The following is a 17,683-nucleotide window of genomic DNA, read 5'->3' on the forward strand; positions in this document are numbered from 1 at the left end:
CGATCACCGCCAGGGCAGACATCCCGCGGCGCGCAGCCGCGCCACCAGCCCGGAGTCGACCGTCGCGCTCGACCCCTGCCCGGCGGCGAGGGCCAGCGCCAGGTCCGTACCCAGACCGGCGCCGATGGAGCAGCCGAGCAGGGTGATGTCGACGGATATCGTCTCGTCGCCACCTCCGGGCGCGGGTTCGTCGGCTCCCGCCGTACCGGTCGCGGTCATGGTGGCCGCGGCGAGCGCCGCGGCGATTACGCCAGCTTTGATCGTTCGCACGGCAGTGCAGAGTAGCCGACGTCACCGTACCCTCGCTTGCCACATACCCCCACGGGGTATACATTTCCGGTCTCGCGACGACCACCCGAGAGGAGACCGCCATGTGCGAGTGCCGATGTCCCCATGCCCGCGAACCGCCACCCCAGCCCACTCCCAGGAAGTGCCCCGATGCGTACCACGCCTTCGACCGCCACCCTGTTCGCCCATCACGACTATCTCCGACTCTTCGTCGCGCAGCTGTCCGCGCTGTTCGGCACCGGACTGACCACCGTCGCACTGGGATTGCTCGCCTACGAGTTCGCCGGTGGTGACGCCGCCGCCGTACTCGGCACCGCACTGACCATCAAGATGCTCGTCTACGTGACGGTCGCGCCGATCGTCGCCGCCTATGCCGACCGGTTCCCGCGCCGCGCGTTCCTGGTGTCGCTCAACGCCGTTCGCGCCGCGGTGGTGCTGGCCCTGCCGTTCATCGATCAGGTCTGGCAGATCTACGCGCTGATCGCGGTGCTCCACACCGCTTCGGCCGCCTTCACTCCGACCTATCAGGCGATCATTCCCGACATCCTGCCCGACGAGCGCGAGTACACCCGCGCACTGTCCGCCGCCCAGTTGGCCGCCACCATGGAGACGCTGCTGAGCCCCGCACTCGCCGCCGCGGCCCTGGCCGTGATCAGCTACCACTGGCTGTTCGTCGGCACCGCCATCGGTTTCGCCGTCTCGGCCGCCCTGGTGCTCGGCACCCGCGTTCCGAACGCCACCGGGGCGACCTCGGGCGGCTTCGCCGACCGGATCGCGGTCGGGATGCGGATATTCGCCGCGACGCCCCGGCTGCGCGGGCTACTCGGCCTGAATCTGGTGGTGGCCGCCGCCGGGTCGATGATCATGATCAATACCGTCAACTACGTGCGCGACACCCTCGGCGGCGCCCAGTCCGGCGTGGCACTGCTGCTGGCCGCCAATGGTTTCGGCACCATGCTCGTCGCACTGGCACTGCCGCGCGTACTCGACCGCCTCGGCGCACGGCCGGTCATGCTGACCGGCGCCGCCACCCTGGCCACGGCGCTCGCCGCCGCCGTCGCGCTTTCCCTGGCGGGCACGGGCGGATGGCGCTGGACCGCGGCCGCCATGATCTGGGCCGTCGTCGGCGCGGGCACCGCCGCCGTTCTGACCCCCACCGGTCAGGTCCTGCGGCGCTCCTCGCGACCGGCGGACCGCCCCGCCCTCTTCGCCGCCCAGTTCTCGCTCTCGCACCTGGCCTGGCTGATCACATACCCCATCGCCGGATGGCTCACCACCGCCGCCGGTTTCACCCCCACCTGGACCGCCCTCGGCGTCCTCGCGCTCGCGGGCATCGCGGTGGCCGCGCGGATGTGGCCGCGCCACGACCCGGAGGTGATCACCCACCTGCACGAGGTCGGCAGCATCGACCCGGCCCGCCTCGCCGACGCCGTGCGCGTGAGCGATCGGCACTACCGGCACACCCACCCCTATGTCATCGACGCCGACCATCCCCGATGGCCCACGGCGGCGGACCGCACACCGCGGCCGGCGCTGGCGGCCTGACCACGTCGAATACCGCGGGCGCCCGGCATATCCGGGCGCCCGCCCACTCACAGCAAATCGCGGGCGGGTGAGCCGGGCGTATCCGTGCCTGGCGGGGACACATCGGTACCATCCGGGGTGAACAGACCGGGAATGCCGAGTTCGGTGGCGGCTTCCAGGGAATCCCACCCTGCGGCAACGGCATTGGAGAACAGTTCCAGACGATCCTGCCCCGCGGCGGCGTACTCGTGGACGGCCGCGGTGTATCTGGCTCTGGCGGCGCGCAGCGCCTCTCGTGTCACGTTCACCTTGACCACACTATCGGCAAACTTTCAGCAACGGAACCCCGTGCATGCTGGTCTCGCCGCGCGGACGCCAGATTGGTCCAGGCGCTCACCAGCAGCAACACCACCACGTAGGCGGGAAGTACCAGGTCGGAGGTGGCGGTCATCTGCTCGAAGAACGGTGTGGTGCCGCCGAATACGGCGACGGTGATGCCATAGGGCAACGCCTGGCCGAGCGCGCGGTGCCGGGCGGGGAACAGCGCCGACATGCTGGCGGGCAGGGTGGCGCACAGGCAGGCCAGCAGCACGGTGGCGATGAGGATGACCGCCCAGTAGGTCACCGGGGTGGCGTGCTCCAGCAGCAGGTGCAGCGGAATAGTCGCGGCGGCCATGGCGAGGGTGCCGCCGAAGAGCGTGCGCCGCACGCCGATCCGGTCGCCGAGCAGACCGAACGCGGGCAGGGCCAGCGCGAAGACCACGGTCGCGCCGACACCGGCCCACAGCACCCCGTCGTCGTCCAGGCCCAGCACGGTCAGGGCGTAGGCGGTGGGCGCGGCGGTCCACAGGTAGTACGCGGAGGTGACGCCGACCGTCAGCCCCGCCACCACGGCCATCGGGCCCAGCAGCGCACGCCGATCGCGCACCGGCCGGGGCTCGGGTTCCCACGCCGCCCGGGTGTCCGGGAGCCGCAGCCGCAGCAGGAAGAACGCGGTGGCCGCGATCCCGCCCAGCAGGAACGGCAACCGCCACCAGCCGTCCAGCAGCGCCTGCCTGCCCAGAACCGATACCAGCACGGCCGCGAGCACACTCGCGGCCAGCTTGCCCGCGGCGGCGAAGACGTAGAACATGCTGGTGAACAGGCCGGTCCGGGCGGGCGGCGCGCACTCGTAGAGATAGGTCTGCGCCACCGGCAGTTCACCGCCCTGGGTCAGCCCGAGCAGCAGCCGCCACACCAGCACCAGCACGGGTGCGGCGGGACCGATCACCGCCGTCCCGGGTGTCAGCGCCATGCCGTACGCGGCCGTCCCGGCGCCCGCGACGCAGACCAGCATGGCGATCCGCCGCCCGCGACGATCCGCCAACCGGCCCAGCAGCACACCGCCGAGCGGGCGCGCCACGAATCCAGCGGCGAACACACCGAATCCGAAGAGCAGCGACCGCCGCAGGTCACCGGCGAAGAAGACCGGCGCGAAGTAGGCCACCAGCAGTGCGTACAGCACCCAGTCGTAGCTTTCCAGCGCGATACCGGCGTAGATGACACCCAGGCGGGGTGTGCGAACACGGGCCATGGTGCCTCCCCGTCGATTCGGGACTACGGCGGTGGGATCACCCGCAGCGCAGTCGATTCGGGCAGTCCGGGCAACAGTATCGAGGGTCCGGCGGGTGCGGATGCCTCGCCGCGCACCACCGCCGCGGGCAGGAAATCCGCTGGGGCGGTGAGCCAGGCCCGCACCCGCCCCGAGGCGGTGTGCACCAGCGCGGGGCGGGCGTCCGCCGCCACCGCCGCCAGCACGTCGGCGCTCAACAGCTCCGCCGGTGTGGGCGGTTGGTCCGGCAACTCCTGGCTGATTCCGTGCAGCAGCAGCCGTCCCTCCCGATGAGCACCGCGAAAGGCATACCGCACTTTCATGATTCGGCCGTCCGGTCGACGCATGAGCCACTCCCCCGTTCCGGTGGCATCGGCGGCCGCGGTATCGATGGCGGCCAGCGCCCCGGCGATCTCGGGCAGCCCGATCAGGGTGGACAGCACCTCGGTGATGGACGGTTCGCTCGCGTCCGGGAATCCGTAGAACGCCGCCGTGCCGGGATGGGGCACCGCCCGCGGTCGGCCGGGGTCGGTCACATCCCAGGTCCAGCCGAGCGCACCGGGCGGCGGTGGCGGGTTCTCATCGCGGCTGCCCAGCCACACCATGACCGCGTGCACCTGGCGACCGGGGCCGAGAATCGGCCGGGCGTAGGCGAGCCGGGTACCGGGGGTCAGATCGACCAGCGTCTGTGAATCCTTGAGATTGTCGACCACGACGCCCACCAGTTTGTGCACCATGGCCAGCGAGCTGCCCCGGAACACATTGCTCAGCGGCCGCCATTTGCGCGCACGCGAACCAGCGGCAACCACTGTCGGGGCATCCGACAGTGTCTCGATGACCAGCCACTCACCATCACCCACCGCGATACCCCCGGCCCTCCATGGTTGCCGATGGTAACGAACATGCGCAGGGTCCGCAGTCCAGAGATCAGCCAGCAAACTCACCTCGGATCCCGCCCGAGCCCACCGGATCCCCGGCCGTCGCGGTGCCGAACCAGAAGGCGAGCGCGGCGGCGAAACCGGGGCGCAGCGCACCGCCGGTATCGCGGACACCGTCGCCGGACCAGGCGACATAGCCGTCCGGGCGGATGAGCACGACCGGCGGTATGCCCTCCGGCAACCGGTCCACCGCGACCACGTCGACGAGCGGGTGGATCGGCACGGCGCGGTCGACGGCCGGTTCGGCGGTCAGCAGCACCGCGCGTCCGGCCGTGAGCAGATCGCCGATGGTGCGCGCGCCCGCGCCCGGCACCTCGACGGTGAGGTTCGGGAAGAACTCACCCGCCCACGCGCCGTCGTCGGGCGCTCCCGGATAGCTCACCGATTCACCGTTGACGGTGTCGGCGAGCCGGTCGTGGGCGTCCGGATTGCTGAGCAGTTCCCGCACGAATCCGCGCAGCGGATCATGGTCGGGTGCGGGATTCATGAGCATCGCCTGCACGCGCGTGTTCTCCACCAGCCGCGCCGCCACCGGCTGCCGTTCGGTCGAATAGCTGTCCAGCATCGCGGGATTCGCGCCGCCACGCAGTACCGAGACCAGCTTCCAGCCCAGATTCACCGCATCCTGCAAACCGGTGTTGAGCCCTTGCCCACCCAGCGGGTAGTGCACATGGGCGGCATCTCCGGCCACGAACAGCCGCCCGTCCCGGTAGTCGGTGACCAGGCGGGTGAAGTCGCTGAATCTGCTGGTGTACTCCAGATCCCGCAATTCCACCGGCCGACCGGTGATGCGCTCGACCGCCGCCGCGAACTCCGCCGCCGTGATCGGCCGCCGCCGATCGGGTTCCGGCCCGTCGAATTCGAAGGTGATGATGCGGCTGGAACCGAATCGATTCAGGTTCAACAGTGTCCACCCGCGCGGGGTGGGCTGCCAGCCCGGCCGCAGCTGCTCCGGATGGGGCAGCCGCGCCATGCCGAGCATGGCGCGCAGGGTGGGCGGATACTCCACCGTGGGGAAGTCCCCGGATTCCCGGACGATACCGCGTGGGCCGTCGCAGCCGATCGCGTAATCCGCTGTGAGCGTGTAGCTCTCCGTCCCCTCACGAACGGAGAGCGTGGCGCGGCCGGAATCCTGCCGGACCGCGGTGACGGTGTGACCGCGCCGGATGAGCGCGCCCAGATTCGCCGCGCGCTCGCCCAGCGCCCGCTCCAGGTCGGCCTGGGCGAGCCCGATCATGACCGGGCCCTCGATGGCCCGGGTGCGCAGCGTGAGCCACGGATATCCGGCGAACTGGAAGGGCTCCCGCACGATGTCCCGGTAGTCGGCGTCCACTCGCGGGAAGCGCAGGATGCCGCGCCGCGCCAGGGTCTGAATGGCCCGCGCGTGATAGGTGCCCGCCTTGGGCTGCTCGCTCACCTCGGTGCGGGTCTCCAGCACCACGACCGAAACACCGTGCAGCGCGAGCTCCCCGGCCACCAGCATGCCCACCGGGCCGCCGCCGACCACGGCCACCTCACAGTGCTGCGTCATCCTCGGCTCCTTCCTGTCGGTCACATCCGTCACGTCGATCGGCTACCGGGGCCGGATCGGCAGGGCCGCGGGCCGCCGCAGTCCGATCCCGAAATCCCACGGCACCGCCGCGGGATCGACGGCGAGTTCGGCATCGGGACAGCGCCGGAACAGCTCGGTCAGCACCGCGATCAGTTCCATTTGCGACAGCGCCGACCCCATGCAGCGGTGCATGCCGTACCCGTATTGCAGGTGCTGGCGCGCGGGTCGCTCCAGGTCGATGACCAGCGGGTCGGGGAACACCTCCGGGTCACGGTTGGCGGCCGTGACCCACGGGTAGACGATGCTGCCCGCCGGCAGCGCGCCCGTGGCGGTGACCAGCGGATTGGTCAGCATGCGCGGGAACGCGCCCGGGGTGCCGAGCGGCATCAGGCGCAGGATCTCGTCCACCAGGCGCGGCACGTAACGCACCGGATCGGCGGCGACCCGCCGGTACAGCGGCGGATGCGCCAACGCGGCGTAGGCGGTCTTGGCGAGCATGGTGGCGATATTGTTGTCGCCGCCCAGCACGATGCCCATCACCGTGCCCTGCAACAGCCCGGTGTCCACGGCGGCGAACTCCGGTTCGGCCGCGCGGCGCTTGTAGACGGCCAGCAGGCCGGTGTCGTCGTGCAGGCTGTCGTCGGCGAGCAGGCGACCGACCCAGCTCCACAGTTCGATCCACGCCGTCTCGATACCGGCGATATCGTCGCGATCGGCGTACTGCACGATGCGACCGCGCTCGTTCATCCAGGCGGCGTGTTCGAGCGGAACGCCGAGCAGCGCCAGGGCGGTCTGCGCCGGAACGACGCGGAACACATCGCGGACCAGGTCGGGATCGGCCGCGGCGGTGAGTCGGTCGAAGGCCGCGGCGGTGAACCTGGCCACCGTCGGTTCCCAGGCGGACAGCGCGCGGGCGCTGAATTCGTGCGAGACGAAGCGACGCACCACCCCGTGCACGGGTGCGTCCAGATTGATCAGCACCTCCGGAGCCCAGTTGGTCGGCATGAAGGACGGACCGCCGTCCACATTGCACAGTTCGCGGCTGGATGTGCTGTCCAGCAACAGGGTTCGCACATCGTGGTAGCCGCTCAGGCAGACGGCGGTGTGGCCGCTGGGCAGTTCGATGCGGTCGAAGCCGTCCGGTTCGTCCGGCAGTCGCCGCACGAACGGCTCGGGGGTGTCCAGGTGGGGGATGTCGGTGACGCGGATGCGGGTGTCGGGCAGGCTGAGAGTCATCGCGGGTCCTCGGATTCGGGTCGCAGCAGCACCGCGACCAGTAGGACGAACAGCAGGGAGAGCGCCGCCAGCACCCACAGCACGGGGTGGATGGCGCCGTTGTAGGCCGAGGCCAGCACGGCGGTGTCCACGGCGGGATCGACGGCGGACAGATCGCCGGCGGCGGTGGCGGCGGCGGCCTGGTCGACGACCGCCGGACCGAGTGTGTCGGGCAGCAGTTCACGCACCCGGCCGCCGACCACGGTGGCCAGCACCGAGCCGTACACGGCCACCACCACGGCCTCGCTGCCGAGCCGCACCGTGGAGACCAGACCCGACACCATGCCCGCCCGGGCGGGCGGCACCGAACCGATGGCCTGGCCGTCGACGAGGCCCACCCCCAGCCCGAATCCCGCACCGAGCAGCACCAGCGGGCCGACGATGAGCGCGATGTTCCGATCCACGCCGACCACGGTCAGCCAGGCCGCGCCCAGCACGTACAGCGCGACACTCACCGTCAGGATCACCCGTGGTGAAACGCCCTGGTGGGCAAGGCGTCCGGCGATGATCGGGGCGACGACCACCGGCACCGTCATAATCAGCATGACCGCGCCGACGGTGGTGGTCGGCATATCCCAGACCACGGTCAGGAAGGTCGGGAAGTAGGTCAGCAGCGCCACGAAACCGACCGCACCCGCCACCGGCACCAGCAGCAGTCCGACCAGGGTGGGGTTGCGCAGCAGGGACAGATCCAGCAGCGGATTGGCCGTACGCCGTTGCGCCGCGGCGAATCCCGCCAGCACGAGCGCACCGGCGACCAGCAGCGCGAGGGTGCCCGGCCCGGCCCAGCCCCAGGTGTTGGACTGCACGATGCCCGCGATCACCAGCGCCAGACCGGAGGCGAACAGCGCCGCACCCAGATAGTCGATGCGCGGCCGCTCGGCGTGCGCCACGTCGCGAATGCCGCAGACCGCCGCCAACCCGAAGGCCAGCAGGATCAGCAGCGCGTTCACCGCGAACATGCCCGGCCAACCGACCAGCCCGATGGCCGCCGCGGAAATCGACGGCCCGAAGCCGAGCCCCACCCCGGCCACCGTGCCGAACAGGGCGAACACCCGGGTCCGCTCCGCTCCGTCGAATGTCGACGACAGCAGCGCGCCGCCGCAGGCGAAGATGGTGGCCGCGCCGACCCCGGCCAGCGCGCGGGCGATATCGAGCACCAGGATGGTCGGGGCCACCGCGCTCACCACCGAGGCCAGGAAGAACAGGGCCGAGCCGACCAGAAAACCGCGGCGCAGGCCGAGATGGTCGGCGAGCGATCCGGCCACCAGGCTGAAGGCCGCGAAGGTGAGATTGAAACCGTTCACCACCCACTGCAACTGGGCGGGGGCATTGCCGAGATCCTCGGCGATGCGGGGCAGCGCGACACCGGTGCCGGAGACTCCGGTGGGCACCACCAGCACGGCCACCAACACCGCGGCCAGCAGCAGGCCCCGCCGCTCCACCGGAAGGCGCTGCGCGACATCTGGTTTCACCATCGACTCGGTCATGCCCGCTCCCCCGTGACCGCGGCGGACAGCGGCGACCGCTCATCGAGCCGGGCGTTCAGCTCCGCGATCGCCTGCGCCGCGTCGACGAAGCGCACGGCGCGCCAGCCCGCCACGATGGCGGCGGCGCAGTTCTCGGCGAGATCGTCCACCAGCACGCACTCGTCGGCGGGCATCCCGGCGCGTTCCCGCGCGAGGTCGAAGATGGCGGGATCCGGTTTGCGCACCCCGACCCGGCACGAGTCCACGATGTGGTCGACCGCGTCGTCGAGATCGACCATGCGCCGCCAGACCGGCTCCCACTCGACCACGTTGTTGGTGAGGATGCCGACCCGGTGACCACGCGCACGCAGGTCGAACACCAGTTGCCGCACAAGCGGATTCACCTCGTGCCCGGCGAACCACTGCGCGCCGAACTCGCGTTCGCTGCGGGAGAGGTCGATAGCGGGATCGCGCTCGCGCAGGGCGGCGTGCAGCCGATCCACCCACTCGGTCTCCGGCAGCATGGCCAGTTCGATCGGGGCCAGCGGCGCCACGCCCAGGTCGGCGGCCACGCGAGCCATGGCCCATCGCAGCGCCGCCGGGGCGATGCCGGTCTTGCGTTCGTACGCCTCGAACAGCTCCGCGATGGGCGGCGAGAGCACGCCCCCGAAGTCGAGATACACCATGCTCATGCGCGCACCCCCGGCATCGGCACGCGGCCCGGCCGCCGCAGCGCCACCAACCCCTCGGTGATCACGGCATCGCCCTGCACCATCTCGATGCTGAACTCCACGGTGTGATCGCCGGTGACCGGCAACGGTTGCGCGCGGGTGCGGGTGGCCAGTTCGAGCTCGCCGAAGCGCAGGAAGGTGGCGCGCACGGTGGTGAGCACCAGGCGCTGCGGGGAGAGGCCGAAGAGTTCGTGCGCGGCCACCACCGCGGTCTGCCGGAACGCCTCGAAGATCACCGCGCCCGGAATGTGGTCCAGCGGATGGTCGAACAGGCTCGGATGGTGTTGGTCCACCACGATTTCCGCGTCCAGCACCGAGGTGTCGGCGGTGAAACCGCCGAGGACCACATTGTCGATACTGCGCCGCCCCACCAGTTCCGGTGCGACCCGGCGTTCCAGCGGGTAGGGGCGGGCGGCGGTCAGGTCCAGCGCCGCCCGCCCGCGGGTGCGCACCTTGTCCCAGGCCGCGCCCGGCATCCACTGGATCGCCATCTCCATGGCGGCGACCGAGGTGCCGTCGAGTTGGATGTCGATGGCCAGCGTGATGCCGATGACGACGTCGTCGCGCTGCTTCTCCTCGACGATGGTGGCGTCGAGGATGCCGTACCCGGGATGCGGTCGCACCACCAGCCCGGCCAGGTGGGAAATGCGCAGATTGCCGGTATTGAAGATGAACTTCTGGTCCATGCCCGCGCCCACGTAGCGGTGCGCGATCAGGATCGACGCCTGCCGGGAGCATTCCAGCAGCAGCAGTGGATCGTAGGTCGCCGCCTCCGCCATGTGCTCGCTGTAGTAGCTGTGCTGGCGCGGCAATTGAATCCCCAGTCGGAACCGGGGGTACTTCTCGCAGATGATGTCGGTCAGGAACACCTCGCTGATGGCGCTGCGATGCACATGCTCGCGAGGTACGACGGTGGAATACGACAGTTGTGGCTCGATCACACGGGACATGGGTGCTCCGAGGTGGTTTCACGGTGTCGCACCGGCCAACGGCCCCATTGCCGGGCAGCAGCGAACATCCAGCCGAAACAGCGGAAAACCAACCAACGGCCTCGGGCATGGAGGGCAGGAGAAGGGCCGTCCAGCGACTCGCGATCGGTGTTCTTCACGCTACCGCACCCGCGGCGGTGTTCAAGTTGTGCTCATGTGACGTACAACTCTGGACAGCGTGCGTATCATGTGCGGCGTCGCACCGTCGGCTCGGCGCGTTCCACTCTTCGGGCCTTTCGGCACTTTTCCAGCATCCACCGGCATGCCACTGTGATCGCGACACGGCAGGACACGGACAGCAAGGAAGTCAGCCATGATGGTCGCGCTCTGGGTGTGGCTACCCTGCGCCGCCGCGCTCTCATTCGTCATCGGCCATGTCTGGCGCTATCGCCACGACGGCTTCCGCTCCCACCTCTACGGCCCGCGTCTGGACCGCGCCCAGCGCTTCGGTATGCGCGCCTTCCGCATCGGCGTCCCCCTGCTGTTCGCGGTACGAGTCGCCGAAGCCCTTGCCGCCGGGCCACATTCACGCCCGCAGGGCTCCCTCGGCGTCATCCTCCTGTCCCTGCAACTGGTGGCCGTCCCGCTGGCGCTGGCCGGCGCGGGCCTGCTCCTGGTCCCGCCTCTGATCTCCGCCGACATCCGCTCCCGCGTCACCCCGGTGGACCGCATCACCCTGCCGGTCCTGGTCGCCACCATGACCACGGGCATCCTGGTCACCTTCGACACCGGATCCACCGACCACCGATACCGCACCGCCGAAACCCTGTTCACCTGGGCACGTTCCCTGGCCACACTGCACCCCACCCCCGAGGTCATGCACCACGCCCCCGCCGTCTACCAGGCCCGCGCACTGGTCATCATGATCCTGATCGCGATCTGGCCATACACCCGGCTCGCCGGGATCTTCACCATCCCGGCCCTGCGCCTGGCCGGTCGCCTCGCCGCCGCGCGACGCCCTCGGATCACCGCCTCCCGGCGTCGAGGTGACGCAGCACCGCCAGCACGCGTCGGTGATCGTCGGGCCCCGGCGGGAGAGCCAACTTGGTGAAGATCGCGCCGACGTGCGTCTCCACCGTGCGCTCGCCGAGGAACAGCGCCGCGGCGATACCGCGGTTGGATTTGCCTTCGGCCATGAGCGCCAACACTTCTCGTTCCCTGGGGGACAGATCGTCGATGGGCAGGCGGCGGTGGTGCGGGCGGGCCATCATGCGGCTGATGAGGCCGGGGTCGATGGCGCTGCCACCCGCCGCGACCCGGCGCAGCGCCTCCAGGAACTCGTCGATGTGGGAGACGCGCTCCTTCAGCAAATAGCCCAGACCGGCGGCGCTGTCGGCGAACAGATCCATGACGTGCTCGGTTTCCACGTAGTGCGACAGCAGCAGGACCGCGGTGGCCGGGTAGCGGGTGCGGATCGCCCGGGCGGCGTGCACGCCCTCCAGGGTGTGCGTCGGAGGGAGGCGGATATCCACCACCGCCACCGCCGGATGTTCGGTGGCCACGATGCGCAGCAATGCCGTGGCGTCCGCAGCCGTACCCACCACCTCGAGCCCCTCCTCGCGGAGCAGGAGCGCGATACCACGGCGCAGCAGGGCCGAATCGTCGGCGACGGCGACGGTGAGGGTCATGCCGTCACGCTCCGCAGGGGGAAGGTCGCGGTCAGCATGGTTCCCGCGCCGGGCGGGCTGTGCACCTCGAAGGTCCCGCCGAGCGCCGCCACCCGATCGGCCAGCCCGTCGAGCCCGCCGCCGGGTGACACCACCGCCCCGCCGCACCCGTCGTCTACGACGCACAGGTGAAGCTCGTCTTCATCTGTCTGGCAACGGATCTGGATGGTTCTGGCGTCCGCGTACCTGGTGGCGTTGGTGACCGCCTCGGCGGCGACGAAGTACGCGGCGGCCTCGATAACGGCCGGTGGGCGGGACGCGGGCTCGCCCGTGATGCGCACCGGCAGGACGGCCCGCTGCGCGAGCGAGTCCAGCGCCGCGGGCAGGCCCCGGGCGGCGAGCATCGGCGGGAAGACGCCACGCGCGAACTCCCGCAATTCCGCCAGCGCGGTGTCCAGCTCGCCGACGCCCTCGGCGAGCAACCTGTCGCGGGTCGTGATGTCGCCCGCGCGCCGAGCCCGACCGAGCAGAATCGCGGCGGCCACCAGACGCTGCTGCGCACCGTCGTGCAGGTCGCGTTCGACGCGACGGCGCGCGGTATCGGCGGCGGTCGCGAGCCGCTCCCGGGAGCGGCGCACCTCACCCAGCTGCTCCTGGAGGTCGGCGCGCAATCGGTCGTGCTCGAGCGCCAAGGCCGCGGCGGCGCGGACGGCGGCCAGCAACTCCGGATCGGCGGCCGGCAGTGCGGTGTCGAAGACCAAGGCCCCCACCGGAACTCCACCGCGTTCGAGCACCGTGGCCGATTGCGGGCCACCCGGGACGGGCAGCGCGCGCCGCCGCCCCTCGGCGTCCACGAAGCACTCGTGCTCCGCTGCGTAGGTCCACAGCGCCAGGGTGGGGTCGCGGACCGCGCGCCGCAGGGCCGTCACGAAGGCCCCGGCGGGCGGCGCGGAGCCGATGGCGGTGACGGCGCTGCCGACCGCCACCCGCGCCAGCTGATAGCGGATCACCCCGAACGCCACAGCGACCGGCAGCACCGCCGAGGTCGGATAGCGCAGATCCAGCAACCAGGCATTCTGCGATCCGGGAAAGCGCACGGCGGAGGCCAGGATGCCGACGGTGACCACGATCGCCACCAATCCGGCCGCGCCCAAGGGCAGGAAGGCCGACCGGTAGGCAGGTGATCCGACGCGCCAACGCCGGGCGATCACCACCGTCACCACCAGACCGCAGACCGCGGCCAGCCCGCCGACGGTCAGCTGGACGACCGTGGCGATCGTCGGATCATGGTGCACCAGCAGCAGATTCACCGATGTCGACGGATGCGTCGTCGCCACCGCACGCGGATCGAAGAACATCCATTCCACCGTCACCCCGACGGTGGCCAGAACCCAGCACGCACCCACGAACCAGCGCTCCCAGCGATATCGCAGCCGACCGGTCGGAAAACCGAGCAGCACCTGAATCAATACCGGCAAATACAGGTTCGTCACCACGGCCGCGATCGTGAACAGCGCCGGATCACTGGATCGCCGCAGTCCCCCGAGCAGCCACAGCAGTCCCGCGACGATGATCAGCGGACCCGTCCACTCCCGCGGCCGCGCCCGCCACGCGATGAAGCCCGCCGCCACGAACGCCGTTCCGGCACCCAGGAACAGCACCAACTCCCACACCCCGAACACCGGCGGGTACGGCCCCCGCGCCGCCACGAACGACTCCCGCGGACCCAGCAGCAATGTCCGCGCCGGATCGCGCATGGCCGCTGTCGACCAGTCCATCGCGACGACGACCGCGACGACCACCAGCGCGGTCGCCGACACCACGGCGAAGCCCGCCCGACAATTCACCGCACACCCCGCAGCGCCATCCCGACCGCTCACAGCATGCGCCGTCCACCGCCCCGAAACCAGGGCCGGTGGTCATGCACCGCGGTCCGGTGCGCGACCGGGAGCCGGTTCTCCGACCGGCCCCCGGCAACCCCTGCGCACCCGTGGCGGGCGGATGCGGGCCCGAATCACCCGTGGGATCTCGTCAGCGAGCCCGGTCAGCCCACGAATCCGCTGGGAAACGCGATGCCGTCGCCCCCCAGGCACACCCCGTTCACCGACCCCGGTGCCAGAAACGGCACAGCGGGTCCGCCGACACCGCCGCCCGGTGTGGTGGCGACACCGACGCCGGGCAGCCCGTACAGCAGACAGGTGGACGATTGATCCAGCGGATCGGTGGTGGTGACGATCCCCTGCGCTCCCGGTGTGACCAGGTCCGGATGGATATACGGGAAGGCCGAGGCGACCCCGCACCCGAGAACGGTCATCAACGCGACGGCGGCCGCGGTCCACAGTGCTCGAATTTTCATAATTCCCTCCGATTATTGTGCACCGCAGCATATTTCGCCGACTCGGTGCGAATTGTGAGCCGATGCCGATCCGTCCTTCCCGGTCGGCGACCGCCCATCTCGAAGGTATGCCTTCCCCACCGCCTCCCGCCTCCGTGCTCACCCGGAGACGGCTCCGTGCCAACGCGGTCCGATCGGTGACCGAGGTCCGGGCCACCAGCTCACCGGGACGCGCGCTAGCCGGTCGGTCGGGAACCCGCGCCGCGGCGGAGTCGGGCGGCCAGCCAGAGCACCACGCCGTAGCCGAAGGCGGCGTCGGCGGCGGAAACCAAGGCGGAGCTGGGGAAGACGATGGCGTGGCGCAGGCCCGCGTCGGCCAGGGCGCGCAGCCGGTTCAGGATGTCGCCGGGGGTGCCGATGACCAGCCATTGGTGCAGGACCTCGTCGGGCACCTCGGCAATGGCCGCGCGCACGTCGGTCGCGGTGAGGTGGTGTGGCATCAGGTCGATCAGGCCGCGGAAGTCCGGTCCGAAGGGGTGTTTCGCGCCGCAGCGGGTCCAGACCGCCGCCGGGGCGAACAGGCCCAGGTAGCGGACGGCCGGGGCGCGCAGGATGCGGCGCAGGCCCGCGGGTGTGCGGGCGGTGAGCATGGTGATCATCGCGGCGGGCACGATGGCCTCGGGATCGCGACCGGCCGCGCGGGCGGCGTCGTGCACCAGCGCGAGCCGCCGCTGATACTCGTCCGGGGACATGGACTCCCATGGATACCAGCCGTCGCCGTAGCGCCCGGTCAGCGCCAGCATGCGCGGGCCGTGCGCGCCGATCCAGAGGCGCGGCAGCCGGTCGGCGGGAACGGTGAGATCCATCGGGGCGCGGTCCAGGCGGTAGTAGCGGCCGGTGAAGGTCATGGGTTCGGTCGCGGTCAGGGCGGCGCGCAGCACCCGCAATGCCTCCTCGAACCGATCCACCGGCCGGTCCCACTCGAATCCGTAGGGTTCGAGGTTCTCCCGCTCACCGCATCCGATGCCGAGAATGGGCGCGCGCTCGGTCATATGCGCCAGGGTGAGGAAGGTCTGCGCCAGCAGCACCGGATGGCGGCGGTGCGGGTCGGTGGCGCCGACACCCAGCTGCACCCGCCCCGCGCTCGCGGCCAGATGCGCGAGCAGCGGGGCGAAGTCGAACTGCTCATCCGGGCTGCGCACGGTCTTCGCCTGCGGCGTGAAGTCGGCATCCCAGGCGGCCCTGGGGAACACGCTGATCAGATGATCGGTCGCCAGTACCGAATCCAACCGCCCGAGCCGTGCCATGCGCACCACGAATCGTGCCGCCCCCAGCGGCGGGTTGATCCCGGTGAGCGTACCGACGGCGAAGGACTTCCGCGCATCCGACATCACAGTTCTCCTGGCGATCATGGTGTGCCACAGCGCTGTTCGCGCGCTATCGATAGCGGGGATTGGTGTTGTGCCACTCGAACGAGCCGCCGATCCAATCGCGGACCCCGCGCAGGAACAGCTGCAATTCCGGCGACGGGATAGCCCGCAGCGCGCGATGTTCGGCCTCGAACGCCCGCACCGTGCGGTTGTGCAGGTCGACGGTGATCTCGGTGGCCTCGGCCAGCGAGCAGCCGCGATCGGCCGCGATCTGCAACACCATATTGCAGACCGGATTCGCGTCGGCGGCGTCCTTCTTCACCGAGAGCAGATCATTGACGAGCACACACGCGGTGCCCGCTCGGAACGCGGCCCGGCGCACCCGTTCGTCGTAGAACAGATTCGCGGGTACCTCGTAACTCGCCACCGGGTCGATCAGCGTCATCGAGGTGTAGAACGAATCATGTTGGCGGGCGGCGAGATACTCCCACGCGGACGGCGCCTGCCCGGTGTGCCGCCAGGCCGCGTACGCGGTCCAGGACACGAACATGGAGAAGGTCGCGTAGCAGGCGCGCTGCACCTGATCCGGGGTCGCGTGGCGGCGCAGATTCGAGACGGCGGAATCGAAGGCGCGCAGTACCTTGTCGGTGCGCAGCGTCTCCGCCAGCGGCACACTGAATTCGCCCGCGTCGGGTACCGGGTCCAGTGCGGCCATGGCCATGGTCAGGCGCTGCGGCAGCCGGGTCGGATCCGCGCCCAGCGCCGAATCGTCGGCGTAGTAGTCGTCGGCCATCCACCACGCGGTGTTCATCTGGGCGGCGATCAGCAGGCGGTCGGGATCGTCGGAATCGGTGTGGGTCAACATGACCAGCCGCCCGTAGCCGGTCTCGCGCAGCTTGTCGAGTTCGTCGTCGGTGCAGCCGATGGATTCGGCCCACACCACCAGGCGGTCGTCGATCGCCGCGGCCAGATTGTCGTCGACGCGGGCGGCGGGCGGACAGTAGACCGGCGACGCGGAGCCGTCGCCCCATTCGAATTCGCGATAGGGCTCGGCATCGGCGAGCCGCCGAACCGGTATCCGAAACGCGCTCTCGCCCAACCGTTCCGCGAGATGTGCGGGGTTCAGCACGGCGGTGGCGATCGAGTCCCGCCCGGCGGGCGCGCATCGGTCCGTCCCATCCGGTTCCGGTAGAGCCGGTGTCACGTCCGGCCGCGTGGTGGAGAAGATCCTGGCGAGTTCGGTTCCCAGTCCGCGGGGCCCACCGAGTACCGGGGACCGCACCGCGCCGAGTGCACCCGCGCCGAGTGCACCGCTGTCGTTGTCGATTGTTGTCATCGTGCTGCTCCTGCCACGAGGGGTCATCAGGTGGAGGCAATGCGTAGATGGAGAACACCATCGACTATCCGGCCTCGCGGCCGACGCCGCAGACGATTGCGTGATTCTCTGCGGAACCCGGATGACCGCCCAGCGACATCGAATCGTCGTTCCGGGCCGCAGGACGGGACCAAAGTCCCTGGTGCGTGCCGTCCCGCCGGGTAGCGTCGACGATCATGAAGGCTGTTGCGCAGCACCTGCTCTGGTTCCTGCCGATGCTCTGGCTCGGCATGGTGCTGGCGATCTCGTTCCTGGAGGCCCCGCTGAAGTTCCGTGCGCCGGGCATCACCATCCCGCTCGGCCTGGGTATCGGCCGCATCGTCTTCCGGGCGCTGAACACAGCCGAAGCGATGATCGCGGCGCTGCTGCTCGCCGCCGCCGGGGCGGTGGGCCCGGCCCCGGCCACCTGGTGGTGGCTCGGCGGCGCGATCGCCGTCCTGCTCGGTCAACTCGTCGTCGTGCGGCCGGTGCTCACCCGCCGCTCCGACCGCGTGCTGGCGGGCGAGACGCTCCCCCGCTCCGGGGCGCACTACTGGTACGTCGGCCTGGAGGCCGGGAAGGTGGTCACGCTCATCGGGCTGGCCATCGCCGCGGCCCCCTGAGCCGCCCCGAAACGGACGAGGTCCGGCACACCGCTCG

General features: G+C 70.5%; 17 protein-coding genes. 3 read left to right on the forward strand and 14 right to left on the reverse strand.

All coding sequences use genetic code 11. From position 1 onward, the window contains the following. Positions 1-3 precede the first annotated feature (3 nt). Complete coding sequence (locus tag QJS31_RS31760; RefSeq protein WP_029932128.1) at positions 4-270, reverse strand: hypothetical protein; 267 nt, start codon at positions 268-270, stop codon at positions 4-6. A 168-nt stretch (positions 271-438) separates the two neighbouring features. Here QJS31_RS31760 and QJS31_RS31765 point away from each other — a divergent pair, with 168 nt between their 5' ends. Further along, complete coding sequence (locus QJS31_RS31765; protein WP_306358450.1) at positions 439-1,833, forward strand: MFS transporter; 1,395 nt, start codon at positions 439-441, stop codon at positions 1,831-1,833. Positions 1,834-1,880: 47 nt separating this feature from the next. Here the strand turns inward: QJS31_RS31765 and QJS31_RS31770 are convergent, their stop codons facing one another. The 8 genes from QJS31_RS31770 to QJS31_RS31805 form a co-directional block, all read right to left on the reverse strand. Then, the gene (locus tag QJS31_RS31770) at positions 1,881-2,120 is read right to left on the reverse strand and encodes a hypothetical protein (protein ID WP_282778614.1); all 240 of its coding nucleotides are present in this window, start codon (positions 2,118-2,120) and stop codon (positions 1,881-1,883) included. Then, a complete protein-coding gene (locus QJS31_RS31775; protein ID WP_306358451.1) occupies positions 2,117-3,385 on the reverse strand; it encodes an MFS transporter in 1,269 nt (422 codons plus the stop codon). The genes QJS31_RS31770 and QJS31_RS31775 overlap by 4 nt, the downstream gene beginning before the upstream one ends. Positions 3,386-3,408: 23 nt before the next feature. Further along, positions 3,409-4,263, reverse strand: a complete 855-nt coding sequence (locus tag QJS31_RS31780) for a GAF domain-containing protein (RefSeq protein WP_282778617.1) — start codon at positions 4,261-4,263, stop codon at positions 3,409-3,411. Between the two features lie 67 nt (positions 4,264-4,330). Continuing rightward, complete coding sequence (locus QJS31_RS31785; protein WP_282778619.1) at positions 4,331-5,872, reverse strand: FAD-dependent monooxygenase; 1,542 nt, start codon at positions 5,870-5,872, stop codon at positions 4,331-4,333. 42 nt (positions 5,873-5,914) lie between these two features. Next, the gene (locus QJS31_RS31790; RefSeq protein WP_282778621.1) at positions 5,915-7,129 is read right to left on the reverse strand and encodes a cytochrome P450; all 1,215 of its coding nucleotides are present in this window, start codon (positions 7,127-7,129) and stop codon (positions 5,915-5,917) included. Next, on the reverse strand, positions 7,126-8,658 hold the full coding sequence (locus QJS31_RS31795; protein ID WP_306358452.1) for an MFS transporter: 1,533 nt from the start codon (positions 8,656-8,658) through the stop codon (positions 7,126-7,128). Before QJS31_RS31795 ends, QJS31_RS31790 begins: the two co-directional genes overlap by 4 nt. After that, positions 8,655-9,329: an HAD family phosphatase gene (locus QJS31_RS31800; protein ID WP_306358453.1), complete on the reverse strand. Its 675-nt coding sequence runs from the start codon at positions 9,327-9,329 to the stop codon at positions 8,655-8,657. Before QJS31_RS31800 ends, QJS31_RS31795 begins: the two co-directional genes overlap by 4 nt. Next, positions 9,326-10,318, reverse strand: coding sequence for a ScbA/BarX family gamma-butyrolactone biosynthesis protein (locus QJS31_RS31805; RefSeq protein ID WP_306358454.1), 993 nt, complete (start codon positions 10,316-10,318; stop codon positions 9,326-9,328). Before QJS31_RS31805 ends, QJS31_RS31800 begins: the two co-directional genes overlap by 4 nt. Positions 10,319-10,670: 352 nt before the next feature. On the opposite strand from QJS31_RS31805, the gene QJS31_RS31810 reads away from it, so the two are divergent. Next, on the forward strand, positions 10,671-11,408 hold the full coding sequence (locus tag QJS31_RS31810) for a respiratory nitrate reductase subunit gamma (protein WP_282785133.1): 738 nt from the start codon (positions 10,671-10,673) through the stop codon (positions 11,406-11,408). Here QJS31_RS31810 and QJS31_RS31815 read toward each other — a convergent pair. The 5 genes from QJS31_RS31815 to QJS31_RS31835 all read right to left on the reverse strand — a co-directional run bounded on the left by QJS31_RS31815 (position 11,323) and on the right by QJS31_RS31835 (position 17,005). Beyond that, a complete protein-coding gene (locus QJS31_RS31815) occupies positions 11,323-11,985 on the reverse strand; it encodes a response regulator transcription factor (protein ID WP_282785134.1) in 663 nt (220 codons plus the stop codon). The two genes, QJS31_RS31810 and QJS31_RS31815, sit on opposite strands and share 86 nt — an antisense overlap. After that, entirely contained in the window at positions 11,982-13,811 is a 1,830-nt protein-coding gene (locus QJS31_RS31820; protein ID WP_306358455.1) for an ATP-binding protein, read from the reverse strand. Before QJS31_RS31820 ends, QJS31_RS31815 begins: the two co-directional genes overlap by 4 nt. Positions 13,812-14,008: 197 nt before the next feature. Next, the gene (locus QJS31_RS31825; RefSeq protein ID WP_282785136.1) at positions 14,009-14,320 is read right to left on the reverse strand and encodes a hypothetical protein; all 312 of its coding nucleotides are present in this window, start codon (positions 14,318-14,320) and stop codon (positions 14,009-14,011) included. A 215-nt stretch (positions 14,321-14,535) separates the two neighbouring features. Continuing rightward, entirely contained in the window at positions 14,536-15,690 is a 1,155-nt protein-coding gene (locus tag QJS31_RS31830; protein WP_306358456.1) for an LLM class flavin-dependent oxidoreductase, read from the reverse strand. Between the two features lie 46 nt (positions 15,691-15,736). Continuing rightward, positions 15,737-17,005 (reverse strand): family 2 encapsulin nanocompartment cargo protein terpene cyclase, encoded by a 1,269-nt coding sequence (locus QJS31_RS31835; RefSeq protein ID WP_306358457.1) that lies wholly within the window; start codon positions 17,003-17,005, stop codon positions 15,737-15,739. A 215-nt stretch (positions 17,006-17,220) separates the two neighbouring features. On the opposite strand from QJS31_RS31835, the gene QJS31_RS31840 reads away from it, so the two are divergent. Further along, a complete protein-coding gene (locus QJS31_RS31840) occupies positions 17,221-17,646 on the forward strand; it encodes a hypothetical protein (protein ID WP_306358458.1) in 426 nt (141 codons plus the stop codon). Positions 17,647-17,683 lie beyond the last annotated feature (37 nt).

Source organism: Nocardia sp. CC213A, assembly GCF_030766805.1.
Lineage (GTDB): Bacteria > Actinomycetota > Actinomycetes > Mycobacteriales > Mycobacteriaceae > Nocardia > Nocardia otitidiscaviarum.